This is a genomic window from Flavobacterium nitrogenifigens (genome assembly GCF_003254565.1).
Classification (GTDB): domain Bacteria; phylum Bacteroidota; class Bacteroidia; order Flavobacteriales; family Flavobacteriaceae; genus Flavobacterium; species Flavobacterium nitrogenifigens.
In genome coordinates this window covers 292,190-319,169 of sequence record NZ_QJRI01000181.1, presented here as the reverse complement: position 1 = coordinate 319,169, position 26,980 = coordinate 292,190, and the positions used below count along the sequence as shown (strand labels likewise).

The following is a 26,980-nucleotide window of genomic DNA, read 5'->3' as shown; positions in this document are numbered from 1 at the left end:
TGTTCGATTTCCTGCAAGGTTTTCAAAACCTTGTAGGTATGAATTGAATTATAAATTTTTAGATAGATGACCTACAAGGTTTTGAAAACCTTGCAGGACAGCTCTAAAAGATTAAAAAAAAGACAAGTAATCTATGGGGGAAATTACTTGTCTTTAAAAAAATTACTTAGTTTCAATAATGCTTATTGCATAACCTCCTCCAGGAGCAGAAAACTGAGATAATTTTGATTTATTCGTTACAGCAATTTTCTTGATGGTGTAAGCTTGCGGATTTGTTTTGTAATGCGCATCTTTTGCATCAGCGTAAATTGTAGCTGTATATTTTTTACCTTTTTCAAGGAAACTGAAATCGATGTTTGAGGTACGCGGAGTTTCTCCGTTTACATTTCCAACAAACCAGTTGTTTGTTCCTTTTGCTTTACGGGCAACTGTGATAAAATCTCCTGGCTCAGCCTCGATATATTTACTTTCTGACCAATCTACAGCCACATCTTTAATGAATTGGAATGCATCTGGAAAACGGTTGTAGTTCTCTGGAGTATCAGCAGCCATTTGTAAAGGGCTGTACATCGTAACATATAAAGCCAATTGATTACAAATTGTGCTGTTTACATGCGATTTATTATCAGGATTCATTTTGCTGATATCCATTTCGAAGATCCCAGGAGTATAATCCATTGGACCACCAATTAAACGTGTAAAAGGCAATACTGTAACGTGATTTGGTTTAGAACCTCCAAACGCTTGGTACTCTGTTCCTCTTGCTGCTTCGTTTCCGATTAAGTTTGGATACGTTCTTGCAATTCCTGTCGGGCGAACTGCTTCGTGAGCGTTCACCATAATTTTATAATCAGCAGCTTTTTCGATAGCGTATTGGTAATGGTTTACAATCCATTGGCTGTAGTGGTTTTCACCTCTTGGCAAAATATTGCCTACATAACCGCTTTTTACAGCATCGTATCCGTTATCGTTCATGAATTTGTAAGCAGCGTCCATATGACGCTCATAGTTACGAACAGATCCAGAAGTTTCGTGGTGCATGATGATTTTTACGCCTTTAGATTTAGCATATTCGTGCAAACCTTTTACATCAAAATCTGGGTAAGGAGTCAAGAAATCAAAAACATAATCTTTAGAATGTCCAAACCAGTCTTCCCAGCCTTCGTTCCATCCTTCAACTAAAACAGCGTCAAAACCATTTGCAGCAGCGAAATCAATGTATTTTTTTACGTTAGCGTTGTTTGCTCCGTGTGTTCCGTTTGGTTTTGCTTTTGAAAAATCAGAAACACCTAATTGAACTGTTGGGAAATCATTTGTGTACGACCAAGAGCTTTTTCCTGTAATCATTTCCCACCAAACACCAACATATTTTACTGGTTTAATCCAAGAAGTATTTTCAATTTTTGATGGATCGTTTAAGTTATAAGTCATTTTTGAAGCTAAGATTTCTCTAGCATCGTCGCTCACAATAATCGTTCTCCAAGGAGAATGATTTGGCGCTTGCATATGACCTTTGTTTCCTTTTGCATCTGGCGTTAACCAAGATTCGAAAACTAAGTTTTTGTCATCTAAATTCAAGTGCATACAAGAATAGTCAATCAAAGCTGCTTCGTGTAAGTTGATGTAGATTCCGTCAGCAGTTTTTAACATCAAAGAAGTCTGAACTCCTGTTGGAGAAAAAGATTTTTGAGAAACGTTTGACGTATATGCTTTTTGAGATAAACCTCTAATTTCAGATAATTTAGATTTTGTATAATCGTATTCTTGAGTGTCATAATCTCCTGGAATCCAGAAAGCAGTATGATCTCCAGTCATGGCAAATTGAGATCTTTCTTCTTTAATTACAAAATAAGTAAGATTCTTTTGTGCTGGAAATTCATATCTAAATCCTAAACCGTCATCAAATAAACGAAAACGGATTACGATTTGTCTGTCTGTACTTTTTTGGTTTAAAGTAACAGCCAATTCATTATAATGATTTCTGATGTGATCAACTTCTCCCCAAACTGGTTTCCAAGTTTCATCAAAAGTCGAAGTTTTCGTATCAGTAATTGTAAAGTCATTCAATAAAGATTTTTTATCATCTTTAAGTTCAAGACCTAGTTTGCTGGTTTTTACAACTTCGTTGTTTTTGTATTTTAAATTGTACGTTGGAGTTCCGTCGTTTTGAAGAGAAAATTCCATTACGAACTTGCCTTCGGGTGATTTTAATTGCTGCGCTTTTGCAACGGTGCTAAACGCAAACAAAATTAAACTTGCGAAAAATAAGTTTTTCATGTTTTTTGATTTTTAGAGTATTGTATTTAATTTATTTGTACAAATTTACTTGCAGTTACAGGATTTCCATTTACGATAATTGTTAAATCTTGATCGCCGTCTACCGTAAAAGTTGTTTCGTTGTGATTTACAGCTACTTTTAAAATTTGGTTTCTGAAATTAATTTTAAAAGAGTAACCGTTCCATTCTTTTGGGATTTTTGGAGAGAAATGAAGCTGGTCATTTTTAACACGCATTCCTCCAAAGCCTTCCACGATACTCATCCATGTACCGGCCATTGACGTGATATGACAACCTTCTTCCACTTCTTTATTGTAATCGTCCAAATCTAAACGAGAAGTTCTTAAATAAAATGTATATGCCATGTCCATTTTATCTAATGCTGCAGCCTGAATCGAGTGTACGCAAGGCGAAAGCGAACTTTCGTGAACCGTAAATGACTCATAGAATTCGAAATTGCGTTTTAATTCTTCTTTAGAAAAATGATCTTCGAAGAAATAAAAACCTTGTAAAACGTCAGCCTGTTTAATGTAAGGCGAACGCAATACGCGATCCCAAGACCATTTTTGGTTAATAGGACGCTGTGATTTGTCTAAATCTTTTACCGGAACTAAATCTTTGTCTAAGAAACCATCTTGCTGTAAGTAGATTCCAAGTTCTTCAGAAATAGGGAAGTACATATCGTCTGCTACTTTTTTCCATTCTTTGATTTCTTCAGCAGAAAGATTTACTTTATCCATAACTCTTTTGTGGTCTGCAGGATATTCTGAAGCTACTTTTTCAATTTGTTCAGCAGCAAAATCAATACACCATTTCGCAATATAATTGGTGTAGAAATTATTATTGATGTTGTTTTCGTATTCATTTGGACCAGTAACTCCAAGGATTACATACTGATTTTTATCTTTAGAAAAAGATGCTCTCTGATGCCAGAAACGTGCAATTCCGATTAAAACTTCTAAACCTTTTTCTGGAATATAAGAGTAATCTCCCGTGTAACGGTTGTAGTTGTAAATAGCAAAAGCAATTGCTCCATTTCTATGAATTTCTTCGTGTGTGATTTCCCATTCGTTGTGACATTCTTCACCATTCATGGTAACCATTGGGTATAAAGCTGCACCGTTTTTGAAACCTAAATTATCTTTAGCATTTTCAATTGCTTTATCCAATTGGTTGTAACGATACGTTAATAAGTTTCTTGCCACTTGTTGATCTTTTGTAGCCATATAAAATGGAATACAATAAGCCTCAGTGTCCCAGTAAGTTGATCCGCCGTATTTTTCTCCTGTAAATCCTTTTGGACCAATGTTTAAACGAGAATCTTTTCCTGAATAGGTTTGGTTCAATTGGAAAATGTTGAAACGAATACCCTGTTGTGCTTTCACATCGCCTTCAATGGTAATATCTGACATTTCCCAGATTTTTGCCCAAGCATCAATTTGGTTTTGAAGTAAAGTATCATAACCTAAAGCAACAGCAGATTTGATTACTTTTTCGGCTCCAGCCAAAGTATTTTCGTGGTTTAAAGAAACCGTGTAACCTCCAATTTTTTGAATTGTTGAGGTTTGTCCTTTTGCAATTATAGTTCCGTAAGTATATTGAACTTTATCTACCGTTGAATCGATTGTTGATGGCGAAACATTAATATTTTCTCCATTTGCCAAAATTGTATTGTGCATGAAAGTCGTAACCTTAAAATGCGTTTTGAACGTTTGAGCGGTTACAAAAGCTTCATTTGTGCCTTTTTTAACTTCAAGCGGTTCCCAGAATTTTTCTTCCCAGTTCGCATCTTCATTGGTTACACCAGCGTCAATATAAGGTTTGTAAACGATTTTAGCATCTTTGTTTAAAGGAGTAATATCGTATTTGATAACTCCGGCTTCGTCTAAATCTAATGAAAGAAAACGACGAACATTTACAGCGATTTCAGTTCCGTTTTTCAAAACTGCTTCAAAAGAACGATTGTACCATCCTTCTTTCATATTCAATTCTCTACGGAAATTTCTAACCTCAGTACATGTATTTAAATCAAGATTTTCTTCGTTGATTTCGATGTCAATTCCAATCCAGTTTGGAGCATTTAGAACTTTGGCGAAATATTTAGGGTAACCGTTCTTCCACCAGCCCACTTTTGTTTTGTCTGGATAGTAAATTCCTGCGATGTAACTTCCCTGAAAAGTTTCTGCTGAATAGGTTTCTTCAAAATTGGCACGTTGTCCCATAGCACCGTTTCCGATACTAAAAAGACTTTCAGATGATTTTACTCTTTCTGCATCAAATCCTTCTTCGATAATAGACCAATTGTCTGGTTTTATATAATCTTGGTTCATCTTCTAAATTAGATAATTGGGCAATTTGATAATGAGATAATTGCCTTGTTTTTTAATAACTTTTTTACATTCATTTCAATAATTAGAGTCTTAGAATATTTGTCAGAGAGCATGATTATCTCATTGACACATTTTCTAATTATCCAATTAACTGCTCTATAAAGCTTGTTTCGATTTGGGTAAAATCTTTAAAAATATAGTCAGCTTCATGTAAAATTGTTTCCTCACCAATTCCCACACTTACCATTTCTCCTATGTTTGCTGCCTGAATTCCGGCAACAGAATCTTCAAATACGATTGAATTTTTGGGATCAATATTTAATAATTGAGCCGCTTTTAAGAATACTTCAGGGTCTGGTTTTGCATTGCTGACATCGTTTCCGTCAACAATAACATCAAAGTAAGACAGCACTCCTGTTTTTTCTAGAATTGGTCTTGCATTTTTACTCGCTGAGCCTAATGCAATTCCTTGATTTTTCTCTTTTAATAGTTTTAGAATTTTTAAAACTCCTGGAAGAACCTCACTTTCATCCATGTCAACTAAATAAGATAGGTAATCTTCATTTTTTTGAATTAACCATTGATCTTTCTGTTCCTGAGTAGCCTGAACATTTCCTAACCCAAGTATAATGTCTAGCGAACGAACGCGGCTAACACCTTTCAGAAGTTCGTTGTCTTCGTGTGTAAAATTTATATTTAACGATTTGGCAATTTTCTGCCAAGCCAAAAAGTGGTATTTAGCGGTATCAACGATCACTCCGTCAAGATCGAATATGAATGCTTTTTTGCTCATTGTGTGGAAAATTCTTTATTATGATTTTTGAGTAAAGTCGTCTACGTCTTTTACTTTAGAAACTAAAGCTGCGGCGATTAAGAAACTAACACCGCTTGTAACTAAGGCATAAATTGCGTCTCCGTTGTAAAGGTATTTTACAATTGGACCACCAATTAGAGCATTTACAATTTGAGGAATAACAACAAAGAAGTTGAAGATTCCCATGTAAACTCCCATTTTTTTAGGTGTAATAGAACCCGCAAGAATAGCGTATGGCATTGCTAGGATACTCGCCCAAGCAACTCCGATTAAGATCATTGGAAGTACAACCCAGTCTTCATTTGGCATGAAATAAATGGAGATTAAACCTATTCCTCCAATTATTAGCGAAAGGGAGTGTGTTGCTTTTCGGCCAATTTTTTTAGCGATATACGGTAAGAAAAACAAAGCAACGATAGCCGAAACTAAGTTGTAAACACCAAACAGTATTCCGACCCAGTCACCAGCGTCTTGATATTGCTGGCTTGACGTATCTTCTAATGGCAAACCGTAAATGTGGTGTGCGATTGCTGGAGTGGTAAAAACCCACATTCCGAATAATCCGAACCAAGAGAAAAACTGTACCCAGCTTAACTGACGCATTGTAACAGGCATTTTTGCAAAATCGGTAAAGATGTCTGTGATTTTTGATTTTTCTTCAGAATCAGGAATTGCATCATTTTGTGGATCTTCAAATTTTGCTAATTCTTCTGGCGAATATTCTTTTGTTGTGAATAACGTAACTAAGATTGAACCAATTAAAACTGCTGCACCAATAATAAAAGACAACGTTAGATTTAACGGAACGCTTCCAGGAACTGTGCTGTTTGGTACGCCAAAATATTTCGTAAGAATGTATGGCAATGCAGAACCAATTACGGCTCCAAAACCAATTAATGAAGTTTGAATACTAAATCCTGCAGTACGCTGGTCTGTTCTTAAATTGTCTCCAACAAGAGCACGGAAAGGTTCCATTGCAATGTTGAAGGAAGCGTCCATAATCATTAACATTCCCGCTCCAACCCATAAGGCAGGTAAAACAGAAATGAAAATGTTAGCCTGCGGCATTAGAATTAATCCCACCGAAGCTAAAACGGCTCCTACTAAAAAGAAAGGTTTTCGTCTGCCGAATCTTCCCCAGGTTTTGTCGCTATAATGACCAATGATAGGCTGAACTATTAATCCCATAAGGGGAGCAATAATCCAGAACCACGAAAGTTCATGTACATCAGCACCAAAAATTTGAAGAATTCTGCTGGCATTTGCATTCTGAAGTGCAAACCCCATTTGGATTCCTAAGAATCCGAAACTCATGTTCCAGATTTCCCAGAAACTTAATTTACGCTTTTCCATTATCGTAATTTGTGAAAATTATACGATAAGCGCTTTGCTTATCAAAACTTTGTTCCTTTCGAAGTAAAACTAAAAGCCTTGACGGGCGTAAAATTATAAATTATTTTTTTATATATGCTAATAAAAAAGTCATAAATATTTTTTATGGCTCTAGAAATTATTGATTTTAAGTGTTTTAGTCAGTAGATTCTCTTTTTATAAGGTGAGTTTCTATGACTTCTGTAATATAATTTTCATTGTGTTCTTCGTCGTCATCTTCTTCGGCTTCTATTCTTTCTATAAGCATTTTAGCTGCTTTATTCCCCATTTTTTCTCCACTCTGACTAACAGTTGTAATGGTTGGAGTAGAGTATTTTGAAATAATTCCGTCAGTAAATGCGATTACAGCTAAATCTTCAGGAACTTTTAATCCCATTTTATTTGCGGTTTTGATAATGGTTACCGCAAAAAGCTCATTTACAGCAAAAACAGCGTCAAAAGCTCTGGCGTGTAGAAGTTCAGAAATGGTTATTTCGCAGGTATCTACATCTTCAATTTTTATAATTAAATCTTCATTGAAAGGAAGTTCGTTATCTAGTAAAGCTTTTTCGTAACCGTCTGTTCGCAGTTTTCCAACGCTTACATAATCTACAGTTGTAACTAAAGCAATTTTTTTACGTCCGCTGTCAATTAAACTCTGAACTGCTTCATACGCTGCAGATTTATCATCAATAATCACTTTATCGCATAAAATATCGTTGGTAACGCGGTCAAACATGACTACGGGCATTCCTTGATTGATAACTTCTGTAATGTGATGAAAGTCGCCTTTATACTGCGTTTCTTTAGAAAGAGACATGATAAAACCATCGATGCTTCCGTTGGCTAACATCTCCATATTTAGAACCTCTTTATCAAAAGAATCATCAGATACACAGATGACAACACTGTAGCCATATTCGTTCGCAACCTGTTCAATTCCGTTGATTACAGTGGAGAAAAAGTAGTGCACAATTTCGGGAATAATGATGCCGATACTCTTAGTTTTTCGGTTTTTTAAACTAAGGGCAATATTGTTTGGTTTATAGTTATAAAACTTTGCAAAAGCCTGAACTTTTAGGCGTGTTTCTTCACCAATTTCAAGACTGTTTCTGAGTGATTTTGAGACAGTTGAAATGGATACGTCAAGTTCCTTTGCAATCTGTTTGAGGGTTATTTTACGTTTCATGGAGTTAATCGAAAAAAATCTAATTAATAATAAAGGTGTATAATATTTTTGGTATTTGCAATTTTAACACTGAAAGATTACAAAAAATAGAAAGTTTTCAACACTACCACGTTTTCGTAAAGCAATAAAAAGTGCCTGCTGTCGAGCATGTTAATAAATTCATAATTTTGAAATTCGAAGTAAAATTAAAAACTTAACTAACATTCAAAAACTCAAAACTAATTTAAACAAAAAGTATGAAAACAATTTACAAAAAGTTGTTATTTTTATTCCTATTGTTGCCTTTTACAGTGTTGGCTCAGAACACTTTAAAAGGGACTGTTGTTGATAAAACAACAGGTCAGCCAATACCAGGAGTAAATGTAAATGTACAAGGTGCTCCAAATGGCGCATCAACTGGATTTGATGGAAATTACCAGCTATCAAATGTTAAAAATGGTAACAAAATTGTTGTTTCTTTTATTGGTTACAAAACAGAAACAATTGAGTACACAGGTCAAAAAACACTTAACGTTACTTTAGAAGAAGACACCAATCAGCTTAAAGAAGTTGTGGTGCAAGTTGGTTACGGAACTGTGAAGAAAAAAGACGCAACAGGATCTGTTTCTCAAATTGCGGCAAAAGACTTTAATAAAGGAATTAACGTAACTCCTGAAACATTAATCAGCGGACGTATTGCTGGTGTTAATGTTGTTGGGGGAGGAGCTCCAGGAGCAAAAGCCGATATTAGAATTCGTGGGGGATCTTCTTTAAGTGCTTCTAATGAGCCATTAATTGTTATTGACGGACTTCCAATGAGTAATTCAGTTCCTGATGGAGCAACAAGTGTTTTGTCAACAATTGATCCTAATGATATTGAATCTTTCACTGTTCTTAAAGATGCCTCTGCAGCGGCAATTTATGGTTCTCGTGCTGCAAATGGAGTAATTGTAATTACAACTAAAAAAGGAACAAAAGGTGGTGTGAAAGTAAACTTTAGCTCTCAAGTTGGTATCAATACTGTTGCTAACACTGTAGATGTGATGAGTGCTGATGAATATCGTGCAATTGTAAATGCAAACGGTACTCCAGCTCAAAAAGCTTTACTTGGTACAGCAAATACTAATTGGCAGGATGAAATTTTTCACACGGCCCTAACAACAAATAATAACATATCGGTAAGTGGTTCATTATTTAATAAACTTCCTGTGCGTTTATCTGTAGGTAATGTGGATAATCCTGGAATATTAATGAATACTTCTTTTGAGAGAACTACGACATCGTTATCGTTAAATCCAGTTTTATTTGATAATCATTTAAAAATCGATATTACAGGAAATTTAGCTTTTGGAAAAAATCAATTCCAAAATGAAGGAGCAGCAATTAGTAGTGCTATTATATTTGATCCAACACAGTCAGTTTATCAAGAAGGTTCTAGATATGGAGGATACTTTGAATGGCTAGAAGCAAATGGAAATGTGCCATTGTTGCCAGCGAGAAACCCTGTGGCAAGAATAAATCAAGAAGACAGAAGAGCGACATCTACTAGAAAGTGGGGTAATATTAGATTAGATTATAAATTTCATTTCTTTGAAGATTTAAGAATCGTTGCCGAAGCAGGTATCGATAAATTTGATAGTGATGGTTATAATGCAATCAGTACTGAAAGTATTTTAGGATACCAGCCTAACACATTTGATAAAGGTAACTGGGTTAATTTAGGAGGGTATACTCATTATACAGATACTCGTCAGAACAAAAACTTAAACACATACTTTAATTATACTAAAGATATTGGTAAGTTTAAAATTGATGCTACAGCTGGTTACAACTATCAGCTATTCCAGAGAGAAGGATTTAACTCAGGAGATATTAAACAGCCTAATCCACCTGCGGATGTTACAACAGACGCAGACGTTAACTTGCAGTCGTATTTTGGACGTTTGAATTTAGGATATGACAGTAGATATTTATTAACTGTGAACTATAGAAGAGACGGAACTTCACGTTTCTCTAAAGAAAACAGATGGGGTAATTTTGCAGGAGGTGCTTTTGCATGGAACTTGGCAGAAGAAGCATTCTTAAAGGACAATGAAACTTTATCTAGTTTAAAATTAAGAGTTGGATACGGAACTACTGGGCAGCAAGATATTCCGCGTGCATACGATTATTTGCAGCGAGTAACATTAGGAACGCTAAATACACAATATGTTTTTGATGGTGTTATTTATAGAGCTGCAAGACCTGAAGGATATAACAAAGATATTAAATGGGAAGATTTAGCAGAAATGAATATTGGAGTAGATTTTGGCTTTTTTAACGAAAGACTAACAGGTACTCTTAACTATTTTGATAAAAAATCTAGTGATTTATTGGCAGATATCCCAGTTCCTGATGGGGCAAACATTCGTAACCAAGGATATAGCAACATTGGAAGCGTTAGAACAAAAGGGGTTGAGTTTAGTCTTCAATCAGATATCATTAAAAATGATAAATTGACATGGAATGTTGCCGCTAACGTAACATATATTGATCAAAAAATATCTGATTTGGGTGTAACAGTTCCAGGATTCCAAGGATATATTACTGGAGATGTAATTGCTGGTGGTACAGGAAATCAGGTGTTAATTCACTCAGAAGGATATGCACCAAATTCATTCTTCGTATTTGAGCAATTGTATGATGCGAACAAAAGACCTATTCAAGGTGCTTACGCTGATAGAAATGGTGACGGTGTAATTACAGATGCTGACCGTTATAAATATCATAAACCAACAGCAGACTATACTTTTGGACTGTATTCTACATTGAATTACAAAAAGTTCGATTTTACAATGAACTGGAGAGCTAGTTTAGGAAATTATATTTTCGATAACGTAAGTTCTGATAAAGGATATTTACAAGCTGGTTTAAGAAGAGATTCAGATTTGGCAAATATTACTACAGATTATTACAATACAGGTTTTACAACTGAAAGTAACTCTAATGGAACTCAACGTAATTACTCAAATTATTATGTAAAAGATGCTTCTTTCATTAAGTTAGATAACATCGTATTAGGATATACATTTGACAAAACATTATTAAAAGCTGCTTCATTAAGATTTACAGCTGGAGTTCAGAATGTTTTGGTATTTACAAAATACAATGGTTTAGATCCTGAAAAATTCAACGGAATAGATAATAATGTTTATCCGAGAGCGAGAACATTCTTGTTTGGAGTAAACGCGAATTTCTAATAGTACATTGAAAATTAAATTTAAAAAATAAACAAAATGAAAATATCATTTAAATATATATCTTATTTTCTCCTATTTATATTAGGATTAAGTATGACACTTACTTCATGTACGAGTGACTTAGATGTGAAGCCAACAGATGATGATGAGTTTCTTTCTGATGACTTTTTTCAAGATCCAGCATCATATAAGCAAGTAATGGCAAAATTATATGCAGGTTTGTATGTAGGGGGTAATGATGGTGACGGACAAGCTGATATTTCTGGACTTGGAGGAGATTTTAGTAGTTACCTTAGACTACTATTTGTAACTCAGGAGTTTCCAACAGACGAGGCGATTGTAGCGTGGAGTGATGATGGTTTGCCTGCAATAAATGGGCAAAAATGGAGTCCAAGTAATCAATTCTTGTACGGAATCTTTTCGCGAGCTTTTTATGAAATTAGTGTTGCTAATGAATTTTTAAGACAGACGACAGATGAAAAACTTACGCAGAGAGGTGTTGATGCTAAATTAAAAGCAGAGGTTACTACTTTACGAGCAGAAGCACGTTTTTTAAGAGCTTTTTCTTATGTTAATTTGATGGACTTGTTTGGTAATGTGCCAATTACAACTGAAAATGACCCTGTAGGATACTACTTTCCAGAACAAAAAACAAGAGCAGAAGTTTTTGCTTTTGTAGAATCAGAATTAAAAGATATGGATGCTACTTTAGCTCCTTCTGGATCTAATGAATATGGTAGAGTTGATAAAACAGCTGCTAAATTTTTATTGGCGCAGATTTACTTGAATTCTAAGGTTTATACAGGAACAGAAAGATATAATGATGTAGCTACAATATGTAATGAAATTGTAACAGGTTCTGCATATACTTTTGCAAATGTTCCTTACCGTTATTTATTTTCTGCAGATAATAATAGAAATGGAGCACAAAGCGAAGTTATTTTCCCAATTGTTGGTGATGGAAATGCAATTAGAGCAATTGGTGGAGGTATGAGTTTTATTTTGCACGCATCTATCGGAGGAAAAATGGTTAGTGCAGATCAAGGAATGGATGGAGGTTGGTCTGGTATCAGAACAAGACCAGAATTTGTTCAATTATTTCCTGACGTAAATGCTGCTTCTGATAAGAGAGGAACATTTTTTACTGATGGACAAACTTTGGATATAGCTGATTACGGAGTATTTTCTAACGGTTATGCAGTTACAAAATTTACAAATGTAAATTCTGATGGTTCTAAGGCACAAAGACCAGATATGCCAGACACAGATTTTCCAATGTACAGATTGTCAGACGTATATTTAATGTATGCTGAAGCTACACTTAGAGGTGCATCGTCAGGTAATATGACATTAGCTTTAGAGTACGTAAATAAAATCAGAGCAAGAGCTAATGCTGGTCTTATTACAAATTCTGAATTAACATTAGATTTTCTTTTAGATGAGAGAGGACGTGAATTGTTTTGGGAATGTCATAGAAGAACAGATTTGATTCGTTTTGGCAAATTCACAGGATCGTCTAAAATCTGGCAATGGAAAGGTGGCGTTAAAAATGGTAGCGGTACAGACTCATTCAGAGATTTGATGCCTATTCCATCACGTACTATCCAAGCAAACCCAACTTTAAAACAAAATCCAGGATACTAACTAACCCCTATAAAAATAAATAAAATGAAAAATATATATAAAATTTTAATCGCATTCATTGGTGTATTAGCGGTGTCATGTAATGCAGATGATGTAGAAGAAAGACCAGTAATTACGCCAGAGTCAACACCTGTTTTACTTAGTCCACAAAATGACTTTAACATTGTTCTTACTAAAGAAAATGAAAAAGAGATTGCAACTACAGTAATTTGGGATTACGCAAAATATGCAGGTACAGCTACTGTTATTAATTATACTATCGAAATTGCAAAAGCGGGTACAAAATTTGCTGCACCTATTGCAGTTACTACAACTACAGAGCGTTATAGAGCATTAACTGTAGCTGAACTAAACTCTGCTTTGATTAATGGGGGTTTTATTGAAAAAGAAGAAAACAATGTTGATATTCGTATCAAAGCTACAGTTGGTACTGGAGCTGAAGCGCAATATTCTAACTTCTATACTTTTAAAGCAACTCCTTATCACACTCCATTAGCAACTTCTCACTGGTTAGTTGGTGCTGCTACTCCAGGAGGATGGACTTGGGATGGCGATGCTGAAACTGAGTTTCCATTAGTAGTTGGTAAAACAGATGTTTACCAAGTAACTGTTGTTCTTAAAAGCGGGGAAGCATTTAGAGAATTCTTAGGAAATAACTTTACAAGCAATGGTAACTGGGATGCAAGTCATAACTATTCTTACTACTCTGGATTAGGTTATACTATTGATGACGAATTAGTAAACGCTGGAGATGGTGACAGCAACTTTAAATATACTGGACCAACAGGACCAAGAGTTTTAACTATTGACAATGGTGCGAAGAAAATAACATTAGACTAGTTTTTAATGTAATTTACAGAAAGGGCTATCTTCAAGATAGCCCTTTTTTAATCAAACTAACCATACAAACCACGAGATTATGAAAAAAACATTACTTTTTATTTTCTTTTTATTGTCGATTATTGCTGAAGCTCAACAGATAACAGTGTCTCCAGCTGTGTTTCAGGTTAATCAACAGATCAAAATAACAGCTTCATTTGCATCGAGTACATGTAATACAATGGGAACAAGTCCTACTAAAGTATATATGCATGCAGGTATAGGTAACGAAGCAAATCCTTGGCAAGTTGTAAAGGGAAATTGGGGAGCTGATGACGGTGTTGGCCTAATGACAAAAGAAACAAACGGAACATGGAGCATTACCATTACACCGAGCGTTTATTTTGGATTGACAGCTACACAGCAAACTGCGGCGACAAAAATGGGAATTGTATTTAGAAATGCAAATGGAAGTCAGACTTTAAAATTGGCGCCATCATGTTCTGATTTTTTTGTTAACGTCGGATCTTTTCAAGTAACCTTGACTTCTCCAGCCGAAAACAGTACTACAATTATTAATTCTGGTTCAAGTTTTGCCATTAGTGCGACCAATTCGGGTGGAGCTGGTAGTTACACTTTGAAATCCAACGGAACAACAATTAATACAAATGCCAGTACTTCAAGTTATTCTTATACGCATACCAATATTACGGGGAATCAGAGTTATGAACTAATTGCAACTCAAGGAACAACTACAGTTTCTAAGAAATTTGCAGTGGTCGTAAATCCAAATACTATTTCAGAAGCTATGCCCGCAGGTTTAGTAGATGGAATTAATTATAATCCTACCGATTTTACAAAAGCAACTTTGGTCTTAGATGCTCCGCTAAAAGACTTTGTTTATGTTGCTGGAAGTTTCAACAATTGGCAACCAACATCGGCTTATGCCATGAAAAAAGATCCAGCGACGGGTAAATTCTGGTTGGAATTGACTGGATTGGTTTCGGGCGTAAATAATACCTATCAATATTGGGTTGTAGATACTACGCCTATCGCCAATTCGCCATCAATGGTAAAAACGGCAGATCCATATTCTACTCTAGTATTGTCTCCTTATGATGATCCCTCAATTCCTGCTTCAAAATATCCAAATATGCCTGTTTATCCAATAGGACAAAATTTTGAGGTAACGGTTTTGAAAACGGGACAGACTCCATACAATTGGCAGGTAACCAATTTTGAAAAACCGGAAAAAGAAAAACTAGTTGTTTATGAAGTATTAGTTCGTGATTTTGATGCGTCAAGAAGCTATCAAAGTTTAATTGATCGAATAGATTATTTTAAAAATCTAAAAATCAATGCTATTGAATTAATGCCGGTAATGGAATTTGAAGGCAATGAAAGCTGGGGCTATAATACTTCATTCCACATGGCCCTAGATAAGTTTTACGGAACTTCGGATAAATTAAAAGAGTTTATTGACTTGTGCCACCAAAACGGAATTGCGGTGATTCTTGATGTAGCTTTAAATCATGCTTTTGGAAGAAATCCAATGGTGAGAATGTGGATGAATGATCCAGATGGAGATGGTTTTGGATCGCCAACCGCAGAAAATCCATATTTTAATACAGTAGCAAAACATAGTTATAGTGTAGGGGAAGATTTTAATCATCAATCACTAAAAACGCAGTATTACGTAAATCGAGTTATCAAACAATGGATTCAAGAGTATAAAATTGATGGTTTCCGTTGGGATTTAACCAAAGGATTTACTCAATCATGTACAGCTGGCGATAATGCTTGTACAGATGGGTATAGACAAGATCGTGTTGATATTCTAAAGAAATATGCTGATTTTTCTTGGGCAGTAGATCCGACACATTACACCATTTTTGAACATTTAGGAACTGATGCAGAAGAAAAAGAATGGGCCAATTACAGAGTAACAGAAACACCAAGTAAAGGTGTTATGATGTGGGGTAAAATGACAAAAGAGTACAATCAATTGTCGATGGGATATGCTTCTGAAAGCAATATTTATAGAATGAATAGTGCAAATCGTGGTTTTGCTGCCAATCGTTTAATGGGTTATGCTGAAAGTCATGACGAAGAGCGTTTGATGTATAAAAATGTACAGTACGGAGCTGTAAATGGTTCTTACAATGTAAAAACATTAAATACAGCTTTGTCTAGAATGTCTGCCATTGGAGCAGTTTCTTTGCTAATTCCTGGTCCAAAAATGATTTGGCATTTTGGAGAACTAGGAATGGATGATTCTATTTTTAGCTGTAATAACGGAACTGTAAATGATGAAACAACAACAACTCCAGGTGATTGTAAATTAGATACAAAACCACAACCACAATGGACAGAAAATTGGTTGGGTGATTCTAATCGAAATAAAATTTATAACGATTGGGCTAAGATGATTACGCTTAAAAAAACTGAGCCAGTATTTTTAGGAACAGCAACAATGAACAATGCGGCTACTTTAGCAGTAAACATCAAAATTACCAACAGCAGTTTAACTTCGGCACAGTTAAAAGACGTTTTGATTCTAGCCAATTTTGGCACTACGGCTCAAAACATTGCAACTGGTTTTCCGTACGCTGGAACTTGGTATAATTTAATGGACAATACTACAATTACGGTAACAGATGTTAATGCTCCTGTAAATCTTCCAGCTGGAGAATATAGAATTTACGGTAACAAAGTGGCAAATTTAGCAATAGAAGATTTTGAAAAAGGGAATTCTGTTAATCTGTATCCAAATCCAGTATCAGATTATTTTACTTTAAATGCTGGTTTTGTAAAAGTTCAAATTTATTCTGTTTCTGGACAATTGGTAAAAAGCTTTAATTCAAATGGCACTTCCGATTCTCAATTTGGCGTAAGCGAATTACAATCAGGATTATATATTGTAAAAGCTTCTGACGAAAATAACAAAACTCAGGTGATGAAGTTTATTAAGAGATAAACTTGAAAATAAATCTTAACAGATTAAAAATTTGGTTAGGTTAGTAATGACAAAGGGCTGTTCTGCATATTGCAGGCAGCCCTTTTCTAATTTTTCAAGATTGGGTTTATTTATTTTTTTCTTTTTGTATCGTTGTATTCTCCAATTAGAGAATAATATCCAAATGTTCCTAGGCCCATAACAATAAGCGGTGTAAGTATAAATAGAATGATGGCGCCAAATACCAAATCATCCTGCTGGTCTGAAAGCAGTTTAGGCAAACCAAATTCAAAGACACAGAAATAAGCCGCTGCAGCCGCTAAAGCAATCCATAAAGCCCCTAAAACTTGTTTAATCGCATTCATTTTTTAAATTTTAAAGGTGAGTAGTTTTGTTTTTGTTGTCAATATAAATCATTCCAATTACAAAGCAGATTCCTGCAATAATTATCGGATACCATAATCCGTCCAAATAAAAATCGGTTTTGCCTGCTGTTTTGGCATGTGATACAAAGTAAGTTGATATGGCAGGGAGCAATCCGCCAAAAATGCCATTTCCTACATGATAAGGAAGAGACATGGAAGTATATCTAATTTTGGTTGGAAACATTTCCACCAAAAATGCCGCAATAGGACCATAAACCATGGTTACAAATAGTACCTGAATAAAAACTAAGAAGGTCAATGTCCATTTATCGCTTGAATTGATTAGTATTGATACACTAGTTTGAGTATCTTTTTTGTTCAAATACGTTTTTTTCTCCACCACGGATGTACCGTCTGTATATTTTTTTTCAGTAATTGTAACCGAACTTCCATCAGCTTTGTTTTCAGTTGAAATTCTTGGAGTTTCAGGAATTTCTGTTTTCTTGCTTATGTCAGTCGTATCATACATTACCTTATAAATGGGTCTATAGGATAGTATCGCAATCAGCATTCCGAACATCATAATGTATTTACGGCCAACTTTGTCGCTCAACCATCCGAAAACAATAAAAAATGGAGTTCCAATTAAAAGAGCAATTCCTAATAATTCATCAACTTGCGAAGAGTCAATATTCATCACCGTTTTCATAAAGCTCATGGCATAAAATTGTCCCGTATACCAGACAACTCCTTGTCCCATAGTAGCGCCAAATAAAGCTAAAAGAACAAATTTTAAATTGTATCGGTTTCCAAAACTTTCCTTTAACGGATTTGTGCTTGTTGTCCCTTCTTTTTTAGCTTTCGCGAAAACAGGAGATTCATCCATGTTTTTTCTAATGAGATACGAAACCCCAACCATGGCAATCGAAACCCAAAAAGGAACACGCCATCCCCATAAATCAAAAGCTTCTGCAGAAAGTATACTTTTGGTTGCTAGAATAACCATTAGCGAAATAAACAAACCAACTGTAGCAGTAGTCTGAATCCAAGAAGTCCAGTATCCTTTTTCTCCTGCTGGCGCATGTTCGGCAACATACGTCGCTGCACCACCATATTCGCCTCCAAGAGCAAGACCTTGAAGTAAGCGTAAAATTAAAACCAATAAAGGAGCCAGAAAGCCAATTGTTTCATAACTTGGAATACAGCCTATTAAAAAGGTTGAACCACCCATTAATAATAAGGTAGCCATAAAAGTATATTTGCGTCCAATAATGTCCCCAAGCCTTCCGAAGAATAGAGCTCCAAATGGGCGAACTACAAATCCGGCAGCAAATGTGGCTAAAGTAGATAAAAACGCAGCAGTGGGATTGTCACTAGGAAAAAATTTTGTCGAAATAACGACAGCCAAGCTGCCAAAAATATAAAAATCATACCATTCAATCATGGTGCCCATAGAAGAGGCCGAAATTACTTTCCAAATGCCCTTAGTAGAAGTTTTGCTCATAAAACTGCTTTGAGATCTTATTAATGAATGAAATATAAAAATACAGTTTTACGAATATAGAAGATATTTTTTTATTCAGTCAATACTTTTTTAACAAAAACTATTTATTTGTTGACTTTTGAATTTAACCGCAAAGACGCAAAGAAAAAGCGCAAAGGTTCGCAAGGTTTTTTTGAATTGGCTCACAAAAGAAAATTTGAAAAGGATTTAACTGCAAAGGGCACAAAGAAAAAGCGCAAAGGTTCGCAAAGTTTAATTGTTAAAACTTTGCGAACCTTTGCGTAAATCCTAGCGCTCTTTGCGGTTAAAAAAACCGAAAAGTATTAAAAAACAAAAAACCCGAATATTTCTATTCGGGTTTTGTGGTACCTCCAGGGATCGAACCAGGGACACATGGATTTTCAGTCCATTGCTCTACCATCTGAGCTAAGGTACCGTGCTTGTTGCGGGTGCAAATATATAATCATTTTTGGTTTGTGCAAAACATTTTTTAGAAAAAATCAATTCGTATCTTCGCAAAAGCAAAAAAGGAAATATGATTTTAACGGTCGATGTTGGAAATACCAGAATTAAAGCATCTGTCTTTGAGGATAATACTGCTCTCGAAAATTTTGTTTTTGAGAAAAACGAACTCGAAAAAAAAATTGAAAAAATTTTAGAAAAATATCCAAAATGCTCCGATTTGGTTGTTGCTTCGGTAGGAAATATCGAAAAACAAGCCTTTTTAACTTTTGAAAATAGACTCAAAGTTCATTTTTTTACCCACGAAGATGTTTTTCCTTTCCATAATAAATATGCAACGCCAAAAACTTTGGGAATAGACCGAATGATTTTGGCAGCAGGAGCAACATTGCAATTTCCTAAACAAAACCGTTTAGTTATAGATGCCGGAACTTGCATTACCTACGATTTTATCGACGAAAATGACAATTATTTAGGAGGAGCCATATCTCCAGGTCTTCGTTTGCGATATGAATCACTGCATAATTTTACAGCCAGACTGCCGTTACTAACCTTAGAAGAACCCGATTCTTATGTAGGAAACTCTACGGCACAAGCCATACATTCTGGTGTTGTCAATGGTTTCGTCTATGAGATTGACGGTTTTATCGATGAATATCGCAAAGAGTTTTCAAATTTTATCATAATTTTAACGGGAGGTGATGCAGATTTTTTGGCTAAACGATTAAAAAATACCATATTTGCCAATTCAAATTTCCTTCTGGAGAGTTTGAGCCAAACATATCAATATAAAATCGACAATGATTAAAAAAGTAATACTAAGCGCTTGTTTGCTTATATCGTTCGTTTCATTCGCTCAACAAGGTACTGCTTCACCTTATTCTTTTTTCGGAATAGGAGATGTGAGATTCAAGGGAACTCTTGAAAACAGATCTATGGCAGGAGTTGCAATAGAACAAGATACGATTCACTTAAATTTAGAAAATCCGGCAAGTTATGCCAGCTTAATTCAAACAACTTTTACAGTTGGAGGAACATTTGCGACTTCAAATTTAAAAACAACTTCTGCGTCAGAAAAAGCACAGCGTTCTACTTTTGATTATTTAGCATTAGGAATCCCAATGGGAAAATTTGGTGCTTCATTTGGTTTGATTCCTGTAACTTCAGTAGGATACAAAATTCGTAACGACAATTCTGCAACAGAAGGGGCAACGAGTTCACAGCTTGATGGAAAAGGTGGTGTAAATAAGGTATATTTTGGTTTATCATATAAAATAATGAACGACTGGAATATCGGAGTAGACGCGCAGTATAATTTTGGAAAAATTACTACAACAAGTATCGAAGCTGTTACAGGAGTTCAAAATGGAACAGCAGAAGTAAATACTTCAGAACTGTCTGGTATGGCATTTAGTTTCGGGACCATGTACCAGAGAAAGATCTATAAAAAGATGAGCCTATTCTCAAGTTTGAGTTATTCTTTTGCAAGTGATTTAAATTCAGATAATACACGAGTTATTTCAGTTCAAGGAGATCCAGATCCTTATGTAGTTCCAACAGAATCGACAAAATTAAAACTTCCAAATAAATTAAGTATTGGATTTGGAGTTGGAGAAGCTAGAAAATGGCTTGTAGGAGCAAATATGACTTTTCAAGGAGATGGACAGTTAGGAAATTATTATAATGCGGCTGATAATGTAAGGTACGAAAGCTATTCTAAATACGCTCTGGGAGGATATTATCTTCCAAACTATACTTCTTTTACAAGTTATATGAGCAGAATTACGTATAGAGCTGGTTTGAAATATGAAAAAATTGGCTTAATTGTAAATAACGAATCAATTAAAGATATCGGAATGTCATTGGGAGCAGGAATTCCAATTCCAGGATCTTTTTCAAATGTAAATTTCGGAATTGAATTTGGTAAACGTGGTACAACTGCAGCTGATTTGGTGCAAGAGAATTATGTTAATTTTAGCCTGAGTTTCTCTTTCAACGATAAATGGTTCGTGAAGAGCAAATACCAATAATCAAAATATAATATCTTTTAGAAGCTCATTACAATTTATTACATTTGGCAAATGAATTTACCAAAAAGATATAGTCTCATAGCTGTCACAGTTTTTGCTGTGACACTATTTTTTGGATGCGAAAGTAATTTTAAAGAAGTTCAGAAAATTAACTTCTCAGAATTTGTTCCTGCCAGCGATGCCGATACTGTAAATATTAAATACACAGATTCTGGGCACATTACAGGTATTTTGATAAGTCCAAAAATGCTGGATTATTCAAATCTTGATTTTCCTTTTACAGAATTTCCGAAAGGAATTGATGTTACTTTATATGATAAAAAGCAAAAGCGTACCTTTATAAAAGGTAATTATGCTGTTTCGTATAAAAATACTGGAATCATTGATTTGATAGGAAAAGTAAAAATCACTTCAGAAGCGGGACAGATTTTAGAGACCGAACAATTGTATTTCGATCAGAAAAACGAGTGGTTTTATACAGAAAGAAAATTTAAATTGACCGATATAAAAGGCGTTTCCTATGGTCAAGGAATAGATTTTAGCAAAGATTTTAAAGTGATCAATTCGCAGCGAATAAGTGGCGAAATTGAATCGAACGAAGAATTATAATATTATGGGGTATTTAAAATATACACAATACGTTTACATCCTTTTTGCAGTTTTCTTTACTTACGATGGTATAGTAAAGCTAAATGAAGGAGATGAGAGCTATCCTTTTTATTTTGTAATTGCGGGAATGGCTGTTTTTATGTTTTTCTTTAGGAGAAGATTTCTTAATAAGCATAACGATCGAAACAAAAACCAATAAAAATGGGAATTAGTATTATAATAATATGTTTAATACTAGCAGCCTTTTTCTCTGGGATGGAAATCGCTTTTACATCCGCAAACAAAATTTATCTTGAGATAGAAAAGAAACAAGACGATTTTCTGTCTCGAATCTTAACCAAACTAACCGAAAATCCATCCAAATTTATTGCTGCCATGCTTATTGGCAACAATGTGGCCTTGGTGATTTACGGTTTTTTTATGGGCGATCTCATTTTAGGTTGGATGGCTTATTTTGGATTGGTTTTTTCTGATTGGTGGAATATTCTCATTCAGACTCTTCTTGCCACATTTGTGGTTTTGCTTACTTCGGAGTTTTTTCCGAAAGTGTTTTTTCAGATTTATGCCAATTCCTTAATTAAAATTCTGGCGCTTCCAGCGTATTTATTCTACCGATTGTTTTATTATATCTCGACTTTCTTTATTTGGATAGCCGATTTTGTGTTGAGTAAATTCTTTAAAACCGAAGGGAATCAAATCCATTTGTTTAGTCGTATAGAGTTGGGAAATTATATAACGGAACAAATGAGTACTGTTGAAGAAGATGAAGAAGTAGATTCTGAAATTCAGATTTTTCAGAATGCTTTAGAATTTTCAAATGTAAAGGCGCGCGATATTATGACGCCTCGAACAGAAATTGTAGATATAGATCTGTTTGATACAGTTGACGATCTTAAAGCTCTGTTTATAGAAACGGGTTATTCTAAAATTATAGTAAGCCAAAATTCATTAGATGATATTGTGGGGTATGTTCATTCGTTCGATTTGTTTAAAAAGCCTGCAACAATAAAATCGGTTTTAATGACAGTTGAGTTTGTTCCGGAAACCATTTTAATTAAAGATGTTTTGAATTTATTAATCAAAAAACGAAAAAATGTTGCTGTTGTTTTAGATGAATATGGAGGGACTTCTGGAATTGTTACCATTGAAGATATTGTAGAAGAGCTTTTTGGTGAAATTGAAGACGAACACGATTTGGATGAGGAATTGATCGAAGAAGAAATAGGGGAAGGCAAATATTTGTTCTCAACCCGATTAGATGTTGAGTATCTGAACGAAACCTATAAATTGATGATTCCAGAAGAAGATTCTTATGGCACATTAGGAGGTTTTATTGTGCATCATACAAAAGAAATCCCACAAAAAGGGGATAAAATTGTAATAGATAAGTTTCATTTTTTTATTGAAGAGGCTTCAAATAAGAAAATAGAACTAGTCAAATTGACAATTAAAGAGTGATTTTTTAAATTAATGAAAAAAAATGTTGAAAATAAAACGCTAGTTGTATTGTTATTAACTAGATAATTGTATTTTCGCAAACTGAATATAAAATTAACGATAATAAAATGGCAGTTTTAGCAAAAATTAGACAGCGTTCCGCTTTATTGATAGGAGTTATTGCACTTGCATTATTTGCATTTATAATACAAGATCTATTCACAAGAGGAACATTCGGTCAAAGTTCAAAAGATGTAGGAAGCATCGATGGAAAAGATATTTCATTTGAAGACTTTAGAGTTAAAGTTAGTAATGTTGAAAAAAGTGGGCAAGGGATAACTTCCACTGAAGCTGCAAACCGAGTTTGGGATCAAGAAGTTTCAATCGCTTTATTGTCATCACAATTTGATAAATTAGGATTGAGAGTTGGTGAAAAACACATTTTAGAGGTTTTAAAATCAGATCCAAATATTGGTAAAAATCCAATGTTCTTAAACGCAGCAGGAATGTTTGATGTTGTTAAGTTCAAAGATTATTTTAAATCAAATCCAGAAGCAGCGCAATACATTTCTCAAAAAGAAAAAGATGCTGAATTGAACGCAAAATTTCAAATCTATAATACTTTAATCAAATCAGGACTTTACACAACTGCTAGTGAAGGAAAATTAAAGTATGAAATGGAAACTAATAAAGTAAGTTTTGCTTTTGCAGCTGCTCCTTATTCTTCTATAAAAGATAGTGAAGTAAAAATCTCTGATGATGAGATTGTAGCTTACATGAAGAAAAACGAGAAAAAATTCAAAGCAGATGCAACTCGTGAAATCCAATATGTATTAGTTGAAGATAAAGCTTCTAAAGAAGATGAAGCTGAAATTAAAGCTAAATTAACTGCATTATTATCTGGAAGCGTTGTTTACAATGCAAAAACGGGTAAAAACGATTCATTGCCAGGATTCAGAAGCGCTACAAACATTGCTGAATTTGTAAACGCAAATTCTGATGTTCCTTACGATTCTACTTATGTTCCTAAAAATGCATTGCCAGCTGTTGATGCTGACAAATTATTCAGCCTACCTGCTGGAGCAATCTACGGACCATACGTTTACGGAAGATACTATGCAATTTCTAAATCTCAAGGATTTAAAGCTGGTGTTAATGCAAAAGCTAGTCACATCTTAATTGGTTATGAAGGGTCTCAAACTCCAAATCCAAAAGAGAAAAGAACAAAAGAAGAAGCTAAAGCTAAAGCGGAAGAAATTTTAGCACAAGTTCAAGCTAATCCAGATAGTTTTATGATGTTGGCTTTTACAAGTTCTGATGATTCATCTGCACAGCAAGGTGGTGATTTAGGATATTTTGGTCCTAACCAAATGGTAAAACCTTTCAATGATTTTGTATTCAGCAACGGAATTGGTAAAGTTGGTTTAGTTGAAACTCCTTTCGGATTTCACATTATCAAAATTACAGATAAACAAGACGGAATTCGTTTAGCTACAATTGCTCAAAAAATTGAGCCATCTGAAGCTACTTCTGATAAAGTATTTACATTAGCAACTAAATTTGAAATGGATGCTGCTGATAAAGACTTCAATGCTGCAGCAAAAGAATTAGGATTAAAAGTTGCTCAGCCAGTTAATGCAAAAGCTATGGATGAAGCGTTTGGATCATTAGGAAACCAACGTAACATTGTAAGATGGGCTTTTGATAAAGAAACAAGCAAAGGTGACGTAAAACGTTTTGAAATTGCAAACATTGGACACGTTATCGCACAATATAAAGGTGAAAACAAATCAGGTTTAGTTTCTGTTGATATGGCAAGACCTTATGTAGAGCCAATCTTGAAAAACAAGAAAAAAGCAGAATTATTGAAAGCTAAAATGCAAGGATCAAGCCTTGAAGCTATCGCTAAAGCTGCTGGAGTTGCTGTTCAGCAAGCTGCTGATGTGACTCTAGATAATCCAGTTTTACCTGGTGGAGTTGGACAAGAGCCAAGAGTGGTTGGTAATGCATTTGCTTTAACTGCAAACAAAATCTCTGCTCCAATTGAAGGAAATACAGGAGTGTATGTTGTAAAAAACATCAAAACTGTAAAAGCTCCAGCAATTGCTAATCATGCAGCTTACGTAGAGAAAGTAAAAGCTCAAAGCGCATCTGATGTAAACAGAGTATTACCAGCGTTGAAAAACAATGCTAAAATTGAAGATAACAGATTGCAGTTTAATTATTAATTAGAAAGTAATCCATCTTATAAAAACCCGAAACGCTTTAAGTGTTTCGGGTTTTCTTTTTTTGAAAGTTAGAAATTTGGATATGATTTTTTACTGTTAATTTTCTAAAAGTATATAGGAATTATCGAAATTTAATTTAAAAAACTTGTGATTTTCAAAATATTACAGTTAATTTGCTCGTTTTTTAATTTTAACATATTTTTGGCTTTTACCACACAATAAAATAGTAATATCCAAAACAAAAGCTTTAATAATAAATCATTTAATGTTTTTTACTTTTAAATTTTTTAGAAAGAAGCCAAGAGTATATACCAAAATAGAAAGTCATATCTATGGTATTATTACTGAGCTTTTAAAAGTGAGCAGCACCGACATCAATGTTGATGAATTGGGTGGGAAGTATTATTTGAGTAATGAAGAGCAGCATTTTAAAGTTACTATTTTGAGTAACGATTATGTAATCAGGTTAACCAATACACATGATTCTGTTGCCGAAAAATATGATAAAGTTTTTGTCGAAGATGTTTTGAAAGCTGTAAAAGAAGAAAAACACCGACGTATGGAAGTGGTTTATGACTCTATTACCAACAGCATCGAAAAAATGGCTGAGCGCTTGCATAATAGACTTATAGAGTCAAATGAGCAAGACAAATCTGTTCGTCGTTTGGAGACAAAAGAAGTTAAAAGCAGTAAAAAAGTAAACTAATAGCTTTTTTGAAATGATTTATAAGATCATTTCTTCGTAAGTCAGAATAGTCTCGTATCCTTTATTGAAGAAATATTCTTTGGGATCTTCTTTAGAAACTACCAGAATAAAATCGCCACCCCAAGCTCCAAGGCTTTTAATCACACCATTAAAATCAGGAAAAACAGCTTCTTTTATGGTCTGCATTTCTAAAACCTTGCTCAGATGAATTTCATGTTTCTGAATTGCTGCAGCAAATTCTTTTAATGTTTTGGCGTGAAGAATTTCATTTGTGATTTTATTGTTTTCTGCAATATTAGCCGCTAGATGATTGCCTTTGTGGTTGTTGTAGGAGTATATGGCAGATTTACTGTTTTGTTTTTTGTTTAGATAAACAAAATAAAGGTGTTCTTTAAAGTCAGGATTAAATTCAACTTGTTGTACAAAATTATCCTTTATTCGATACAAAACAGGAGTATTGTTTTGCGCGCATGCAATATCGTAACCGCTTCCGCCAAAACTGTTTTTCAGTAGTGTAAAAGCATTAATTTCAGTCCATTGTGCAATATTGTTGATAAGAGTAGAAGATGTTCCTAATCCCCAATTTCTTGGAAAACTCAAATGTGTGCTTACTTTATATCCGTTAGCGTTATCAATAAATTTTGGATTTAAAATATAAGCCTCATGTAGAATATTGACTAGAGTTGATTTTACTGTGTCAATTTGTGGATCTGAACCTTTTATAACTTCATCAAATAAAATAGTCTCTTCAAACCATAAATGTTTGTCGTAATCATAACTTTTCCATTCAATTTGTTTGTCTTCTGAATCTTCAATTACTAAATTCTGACCAAATTTTGTTGGTAGCGCAAATGCATCTGCTCCATCCAAAACTAGATATTCTCCAGCAATAAATAATTTTCCGTTGCTATAAAAGGTTGTTGGCATACTTGTTTTTATTATAAATTCCAAATCTGAAATTCCAAATTCCAAGAACTAACGTTGGAATTTGGAATTTAAAATATTGGATTTTTGAACTAGG

General features: G+C 34.4%; 20 protein-coding genes and 1 tRNA gene. 12 read left to right on the top strand and 9 right to left on the bottom strand.

All coding sequences use genetic code 11. From position 1 onward, the window contains the following. Window positions 1-162: 162 nt before the first annotated feature. From DM397_RS21345 to DM397_RS21325, 5 genes are all read right to left on the bottom strand, one after another. Window positions 163-2,277 (bottom strand): glycoside hydrolase family 97 protein, encoded by a 2,115-nt coding sequence (locus DM397_RS21345; RefSeq protein ID WP_111379560.1) that lies wholly within the window; start codon window positions 2,275-2,277, stop codon window positions 163-165. A gap of 26 nt (window positions 2,278-2,303) precedes the next feature. Beyond that, window positions 2,304-4,607 (bottom strand): glycoside hydrolase family 65 protein, encoded by a 2,304-nt coding sequence (locus DM397_RS21340; protein ID WP_111379558.1) that lies wholly within the window; start codon window positions 4,605-4,607, stop codon window positions 2,304-2,306. Between the two features lie 139 nt (window positions 4,608-4,746). After that, window positions 4,747-5,400: a beta-phosphoglucomutase gene (gene pgmB / locus DM397_RS21335; RefSeq protein WP_111379557.1), complete on the bottom strand. Its 654-nt coding sequence runs from the start codon at window positions 5,398-5,400 to the stop codon at window positions 4,747-4,749. 18 nt (window positions 5,401-5,418) lie between these two features. Next, window positions 5,419-6,774 (bottom strand): MFS transporter, encoded by a 1,356-nt coding sequence (locus DM397_RS21330; RefSeq protein ID WP_111379555.1) that lies wholly within the window; start codon window positions 6,772-6,774, stop codon window positions 5,419-5,421. 175 nt (window positions 6,775-6,949) lie between these two features. Further along, window positions 6,950-7,981, bottom strand: a complete 1,032-nt coding sequence (locus DM397_RS21325; protein ID WP_111379553.1) for a LacI family DNA-binding transcriptional regulator — start codon at window positions 7,979-7,981, stop codon at window positions 6,950-6,952. Window positions 7,982-8,217: 236 nt separating this feature from the next. Here DM397_RS21325 and DM397_RS21320 point away from each other — a divergent pair, with 236 nt between their 5' ends. The 4 genes from DM397_RS21320 (at window position 8,218) to DM397_RS21305 (ending at window position 16,639) form a co-directional block, all read left to right on the top strand. Beyond that, window positions 8,218-11,199, top strand: a complete 2,982-nt coding sequence (locus DM397_RS21320; protein WP_111379552.1) for a SusC/RagA family TonB-linked outer membrane protein — start codon at window positions 8,218-8,220, stop codon at window positions 11,197-11,199. A 36-nt stretch (window positions 11,200-11,235) separates the two neighbouring features. Then, window positions 11,236-12,843, top strand: a complete 1,608-nt coding sequence (locus DM397_RS21315; RefSeq protein WP_111379550.1) for a RagB/SusD family nutrient uptake outer membrane protein — start codon at window positions 11,236-11,238, stop codon at window positions 12,841-12,843. Between the two features lie 24 nt (window positions 12,844-12,867). After that, window positions 12,868-13,683, top strand: coding sequence for a SusE domain-containing protein (locus DM397_RS21310; RefSeq protein ID WP_111379549.1), 816 nt, complete (start codon window positions 12,868-12,870; stop codon window positions 13,681-13,683). Window positions 13,684-13,762: 79 nt separating this feature from the next. Then, entirely contained in the window at window positions 13,763-16,639 is a 2,877-nt protein-coding gene (locus DM397_RS21305; protein WP_111379547.1) for an alpha-amylase family glycosyl hydrolase, read from the top strand. 110 nt (window positions 16,640-16,749) lie between these two features. Here the strand turns inward: DM397_RS21305 and DM397_RS21300 are convergent, their stop codons facing one another. Together DM397_RS21300 and DM397_RS21295 are read right to left on the bottom strand one after the other, a co-directional pair. Next, window positions 16,750-16,983, bottom strand: coding sequence for a DUF6814 family protein (locus DM397_RS21300; RefSeq protein ID WP_111379546.1), 234 nt, complete (start codon window positions 16,981-16,983; stop codon window positions 16,750-16,752). Window positions 16,984-16,993: 10 nt separating this feature from the next. After that, a complete protein-coding gene (locus DM397_RS21295; RefSeq protein WP_111379544.1) occupies window positions 16,994-18,487 on the bottom strand; it encodes an MFS transporter in 1,494 nt (497 codons plus the stop codon). A gap of 111 nt (window positions 18,488-18,598) precedes the next feature. On the opposite strand from DM397_RS21295, the gene DM397_RS23835 reads away from it, so the two are divergent. Then, window positions 18,599-18,772: a hypothetical protein gene (locus DM397_RS23835; RefSeq protein ID WP_185957083.1), complete on the top strand. Its 174-nt coding sequence runs from the start codon at window positions 18,599-18,601 to the stop codon at window positions 18,770-18,772. A 78-nt stretch (window positions 18,773-18,850) separates the two neighbouring features. On the opposite strand, the gene DM397_RS21290 is transcribed toward DM397_RS23835, so the two are convergent. Further along, window positions 18,851-18,923: transfer RNA gene (locus DM397_RS21290), tRNA-Phe, on the bottom strand. 99 nt (window positions 18,924-19,022) lie between these two features. On the opposite strand from DM397_RS21290, the gene DM397_RS21285 reads away from it, so the two are divergent. The 7 genes from DM397_RS21285 (at window position 19,023) to DM397_RS21255 (ending at window position 25,959) form a co-directional block, all read left to right on the top strand. Continuing rightward, window positions 19,023-19,757, top strand: coding sequence for a type III pantothenate kinase (locus DM397_RS21285; RefSeq protein ID WP_111379646.1), 735 nt, complete (start codon window positions 19,023-19,025; stop codon window positions 19,755-19,757). Continuing rightward, window positions 19,750-20,979 carry a hypothetical protein gene (locus DM397_RS21280; RefSeq protein ID WP_111379543.1) on the top strand — a complete coding sequence of 410 codons (1,230 nt, stop codon included), beginning with the start codon at window positions 19,750-19,752 and terminating at the stop codon, window positions 20,977-20,979. The genes DM397_RS21285 and DM397_RS21280 overlap by 8 nt, the downstream gene beginning before the upstream one ends. 51 nt (window positions 20,980-21,030) lie before the next feature. Further along, entirely contained in the window at window positions 21,031-21,588 is a 558-nt protein-coding gene (gene lptC / locus DM397_RS21275; protein WP_111379541.1) for an LPS export ABC transporter periplasmic protein LptC, read from the top strand. Window positions 21,589-21,592: 4 nt separating this feature from the next. Next, window positions 21,593-21,787, top strand: coding sequence for a hypothetical protein (locus tag DM397_RS21270; protein WP_111379539.1), 195 nt, complete (start codon window positions 21,593-21,595; stop codon window positions 21,785-21,787). Window positions 21,788-21,789: 2 nt separating this feature from the next. Next, window positions 21,790-23,046 carry a hemolysin family protein gene (locus tag DM397_RS21265; RefSeq protein ID WP_111379538.1) on the top strand — a complete coding sequence of 419 codons (1,257 nt, stop codon included), beginning with the start codon at window positions 21,790-21,792 and terminating at the stop codon, window positions 23,044-23,046. A 107-nt stretch (window positions 23,047-23,153) separates the two neighbouring features. Continuing rightward, window positions 23,154-25,253 carry a peptidylprolyl isomerase gene (locus DM397_RS21260; protein ID WP_111379536.1) on the top strand — a complete coding sequence of 700 codons (2,100 nt, stop codon included), beginning with the start codon at window positions 23,154-23,156 and terminating at the stop codon, window positions 25,251-25,253. Window positions 25,254-25,518: 265 nt separating this feature from the next. Beyond that, window positions 25,519-25,959 carry a hypothetical protein gene (locus DM397_RS21255; protein ID WP_111379534.1) on the top strand — a complete coding sequence of 147 codons (441 nt, stop codon included), beginning with the start codon at window positions 25,519-25,521 and terminating at the stop codon, window positions 25,957-25,959. An 18-nt stretch (window positions 25,960-25,977) separates the two neighbouring features. On the opposite strand, the gene DM397_RS21250 is transcribed toward DM397_RS21255, so the two are convergent. Then, window positions 25,978-26,886, bottom strand: coding sequence for a GYDIA family GHMP kinase (locus DM397_RS21250; RefSeq protein ID WP_111379645.1), 909 nt, complete (start codon window positions 26,884-26,886; stop codon window positions 25,978-25,980). Between the last annotated feature and the right edge of the window lie 94 nt (window positions 26,887-26,980).

Excerpts from the sequence above, each read along its gene's own strand:
- DM397_RS21300 (WP_111379546.1), bottom strand. The coding sequence starts at position 16,983 with ATGAATGCGATTAAACAAGTTTTAGGGGCTTTATGGATTGCTTTAGCG.
- DM397_RS21270 (WP_111379539.1), top strand. The coding sequence starts at position 21,593 with ATGGGGTATTTAAAATATACACAATACGTTTACATCCTTTTTGCAGTT.
- DM397_RS21320 (WP_111379552.1), top strand. The coding sequence starts at position 8,218 with ATGAAAACAATTTACAAAAAGTTGTTATTTTTATTCCTATTGTTGCCT.
- DM397_RS21325 (WP_111379553.1), bottom strand. The coding sequence starts at position 7,981 with ATGAAACGTAAAATAACCCTCAAACAGATTGCAAAGGAACTTGACGTA.
- DM397_RS21280 (WP_111379543.1), top strand. The coding sequence starts at position 19,750 with ATGATTAAAAAAGTAATACTAAGCGCTTGTTTGCTTATATCGTTCGTT.
- DM397_RS21285 (WP_111379646.1), top strand. The coding sequence starts at position 19,023 with ATGATTTTAACGGTCGATGTTGGAAATACCAGAATTAAAGCATCTGTC.
- DM397_RS21310 (WP_111379549.1), top strand. The coding sequence starts at position 12,868 with ATGAAAAATATATATAAAATTTTAATCGCATTCATTGGTGTATTAGCG.
- pgmB (WP_111379557.1), bottom strand. The coding sequence starts at position 5,400 with ATGAGCAAAAAAGCATTCATATTCGATCTTGACGGAGTGATCGTTGAT.
- DM397_RS21265 (WP_111379538.1), top strand. The coding sequence starts at position 21,790 with ATGGGAATTAGTATTATAATAATATGTTTAATACTAGCAGCCTTTTTC.
- DM397_RS21305 (WP_111379547.1), top strand. The coding sequence starts at position 13,763 with ATGAAAAAAACATTACTTTTTATTTTCTTTTTATTGTCGATTATTGCT.
- lptC (WP_111379541.1), top strand. The coding sequence starts at position 21,031 with ATGAATTTACCAAAAAGATATAGTCTCATAGCTGTCACAGTTTTTGCT.
- DM397_RS21260 (WP_111379536.1), top strand. The coding sequence starts at position 23,154 with ATGGCAGTTTTAGCAAAAATTAGACAGCGTTCCGCTTTATTGATAGGA.
- DM397_RS21315 (WP_111379550.1), top strand. The coding sequence starts at position 11,236 with ATGAAAATATCATTTAAATATATATCTTATTTTCTCCTATTTATATTA.
- DM397_RS21345 (WP_111379560.1), bottom strand. The coding sequence starts at position 2,277 with ATGAAAAACTTATTTTTCGCAAGTTTAATTTTGTTTGCGTTTAGCACC.
- DM397_RS21295 (WP_111379544.1), bottom strand. The coding sequence starts at position 18,487 with ATGAGCAAAACTTCTACTAAGGGCATTTGGAAAGTAATTTCGGCCTCT.
- DM397_RS21340 (WP_111379558.1), bottom strand. The coding sequence starts at position 4,607 with ATGAACCAAGATTATATAAAACCAGACAATTGGTCTATTATCGAAGAA.
- DM397_RS21255 (WP_111379534.1), top strand. The coding sequence starts at position 25,519 with ATGTTTTTTACTTTTAAATTTTTTAGAAAGAAGCCAAGAGTATATACC.
- DM397_RS21250 (WP_111379645.1), bottom strand. The coding sequence starts at position 26,886 with ATGCCAACAACCTTTTATAGCAACGGAAAATTATTTATTGCTGGAGAA.
- DM397_RS21330 (WP_111379555.1), bottom strand. The coding sequence starts at position 6,774 with ATGGAAAAGCGTAAATTAAGTTTCTGGGAAATCTGGAACATGAGTTTC.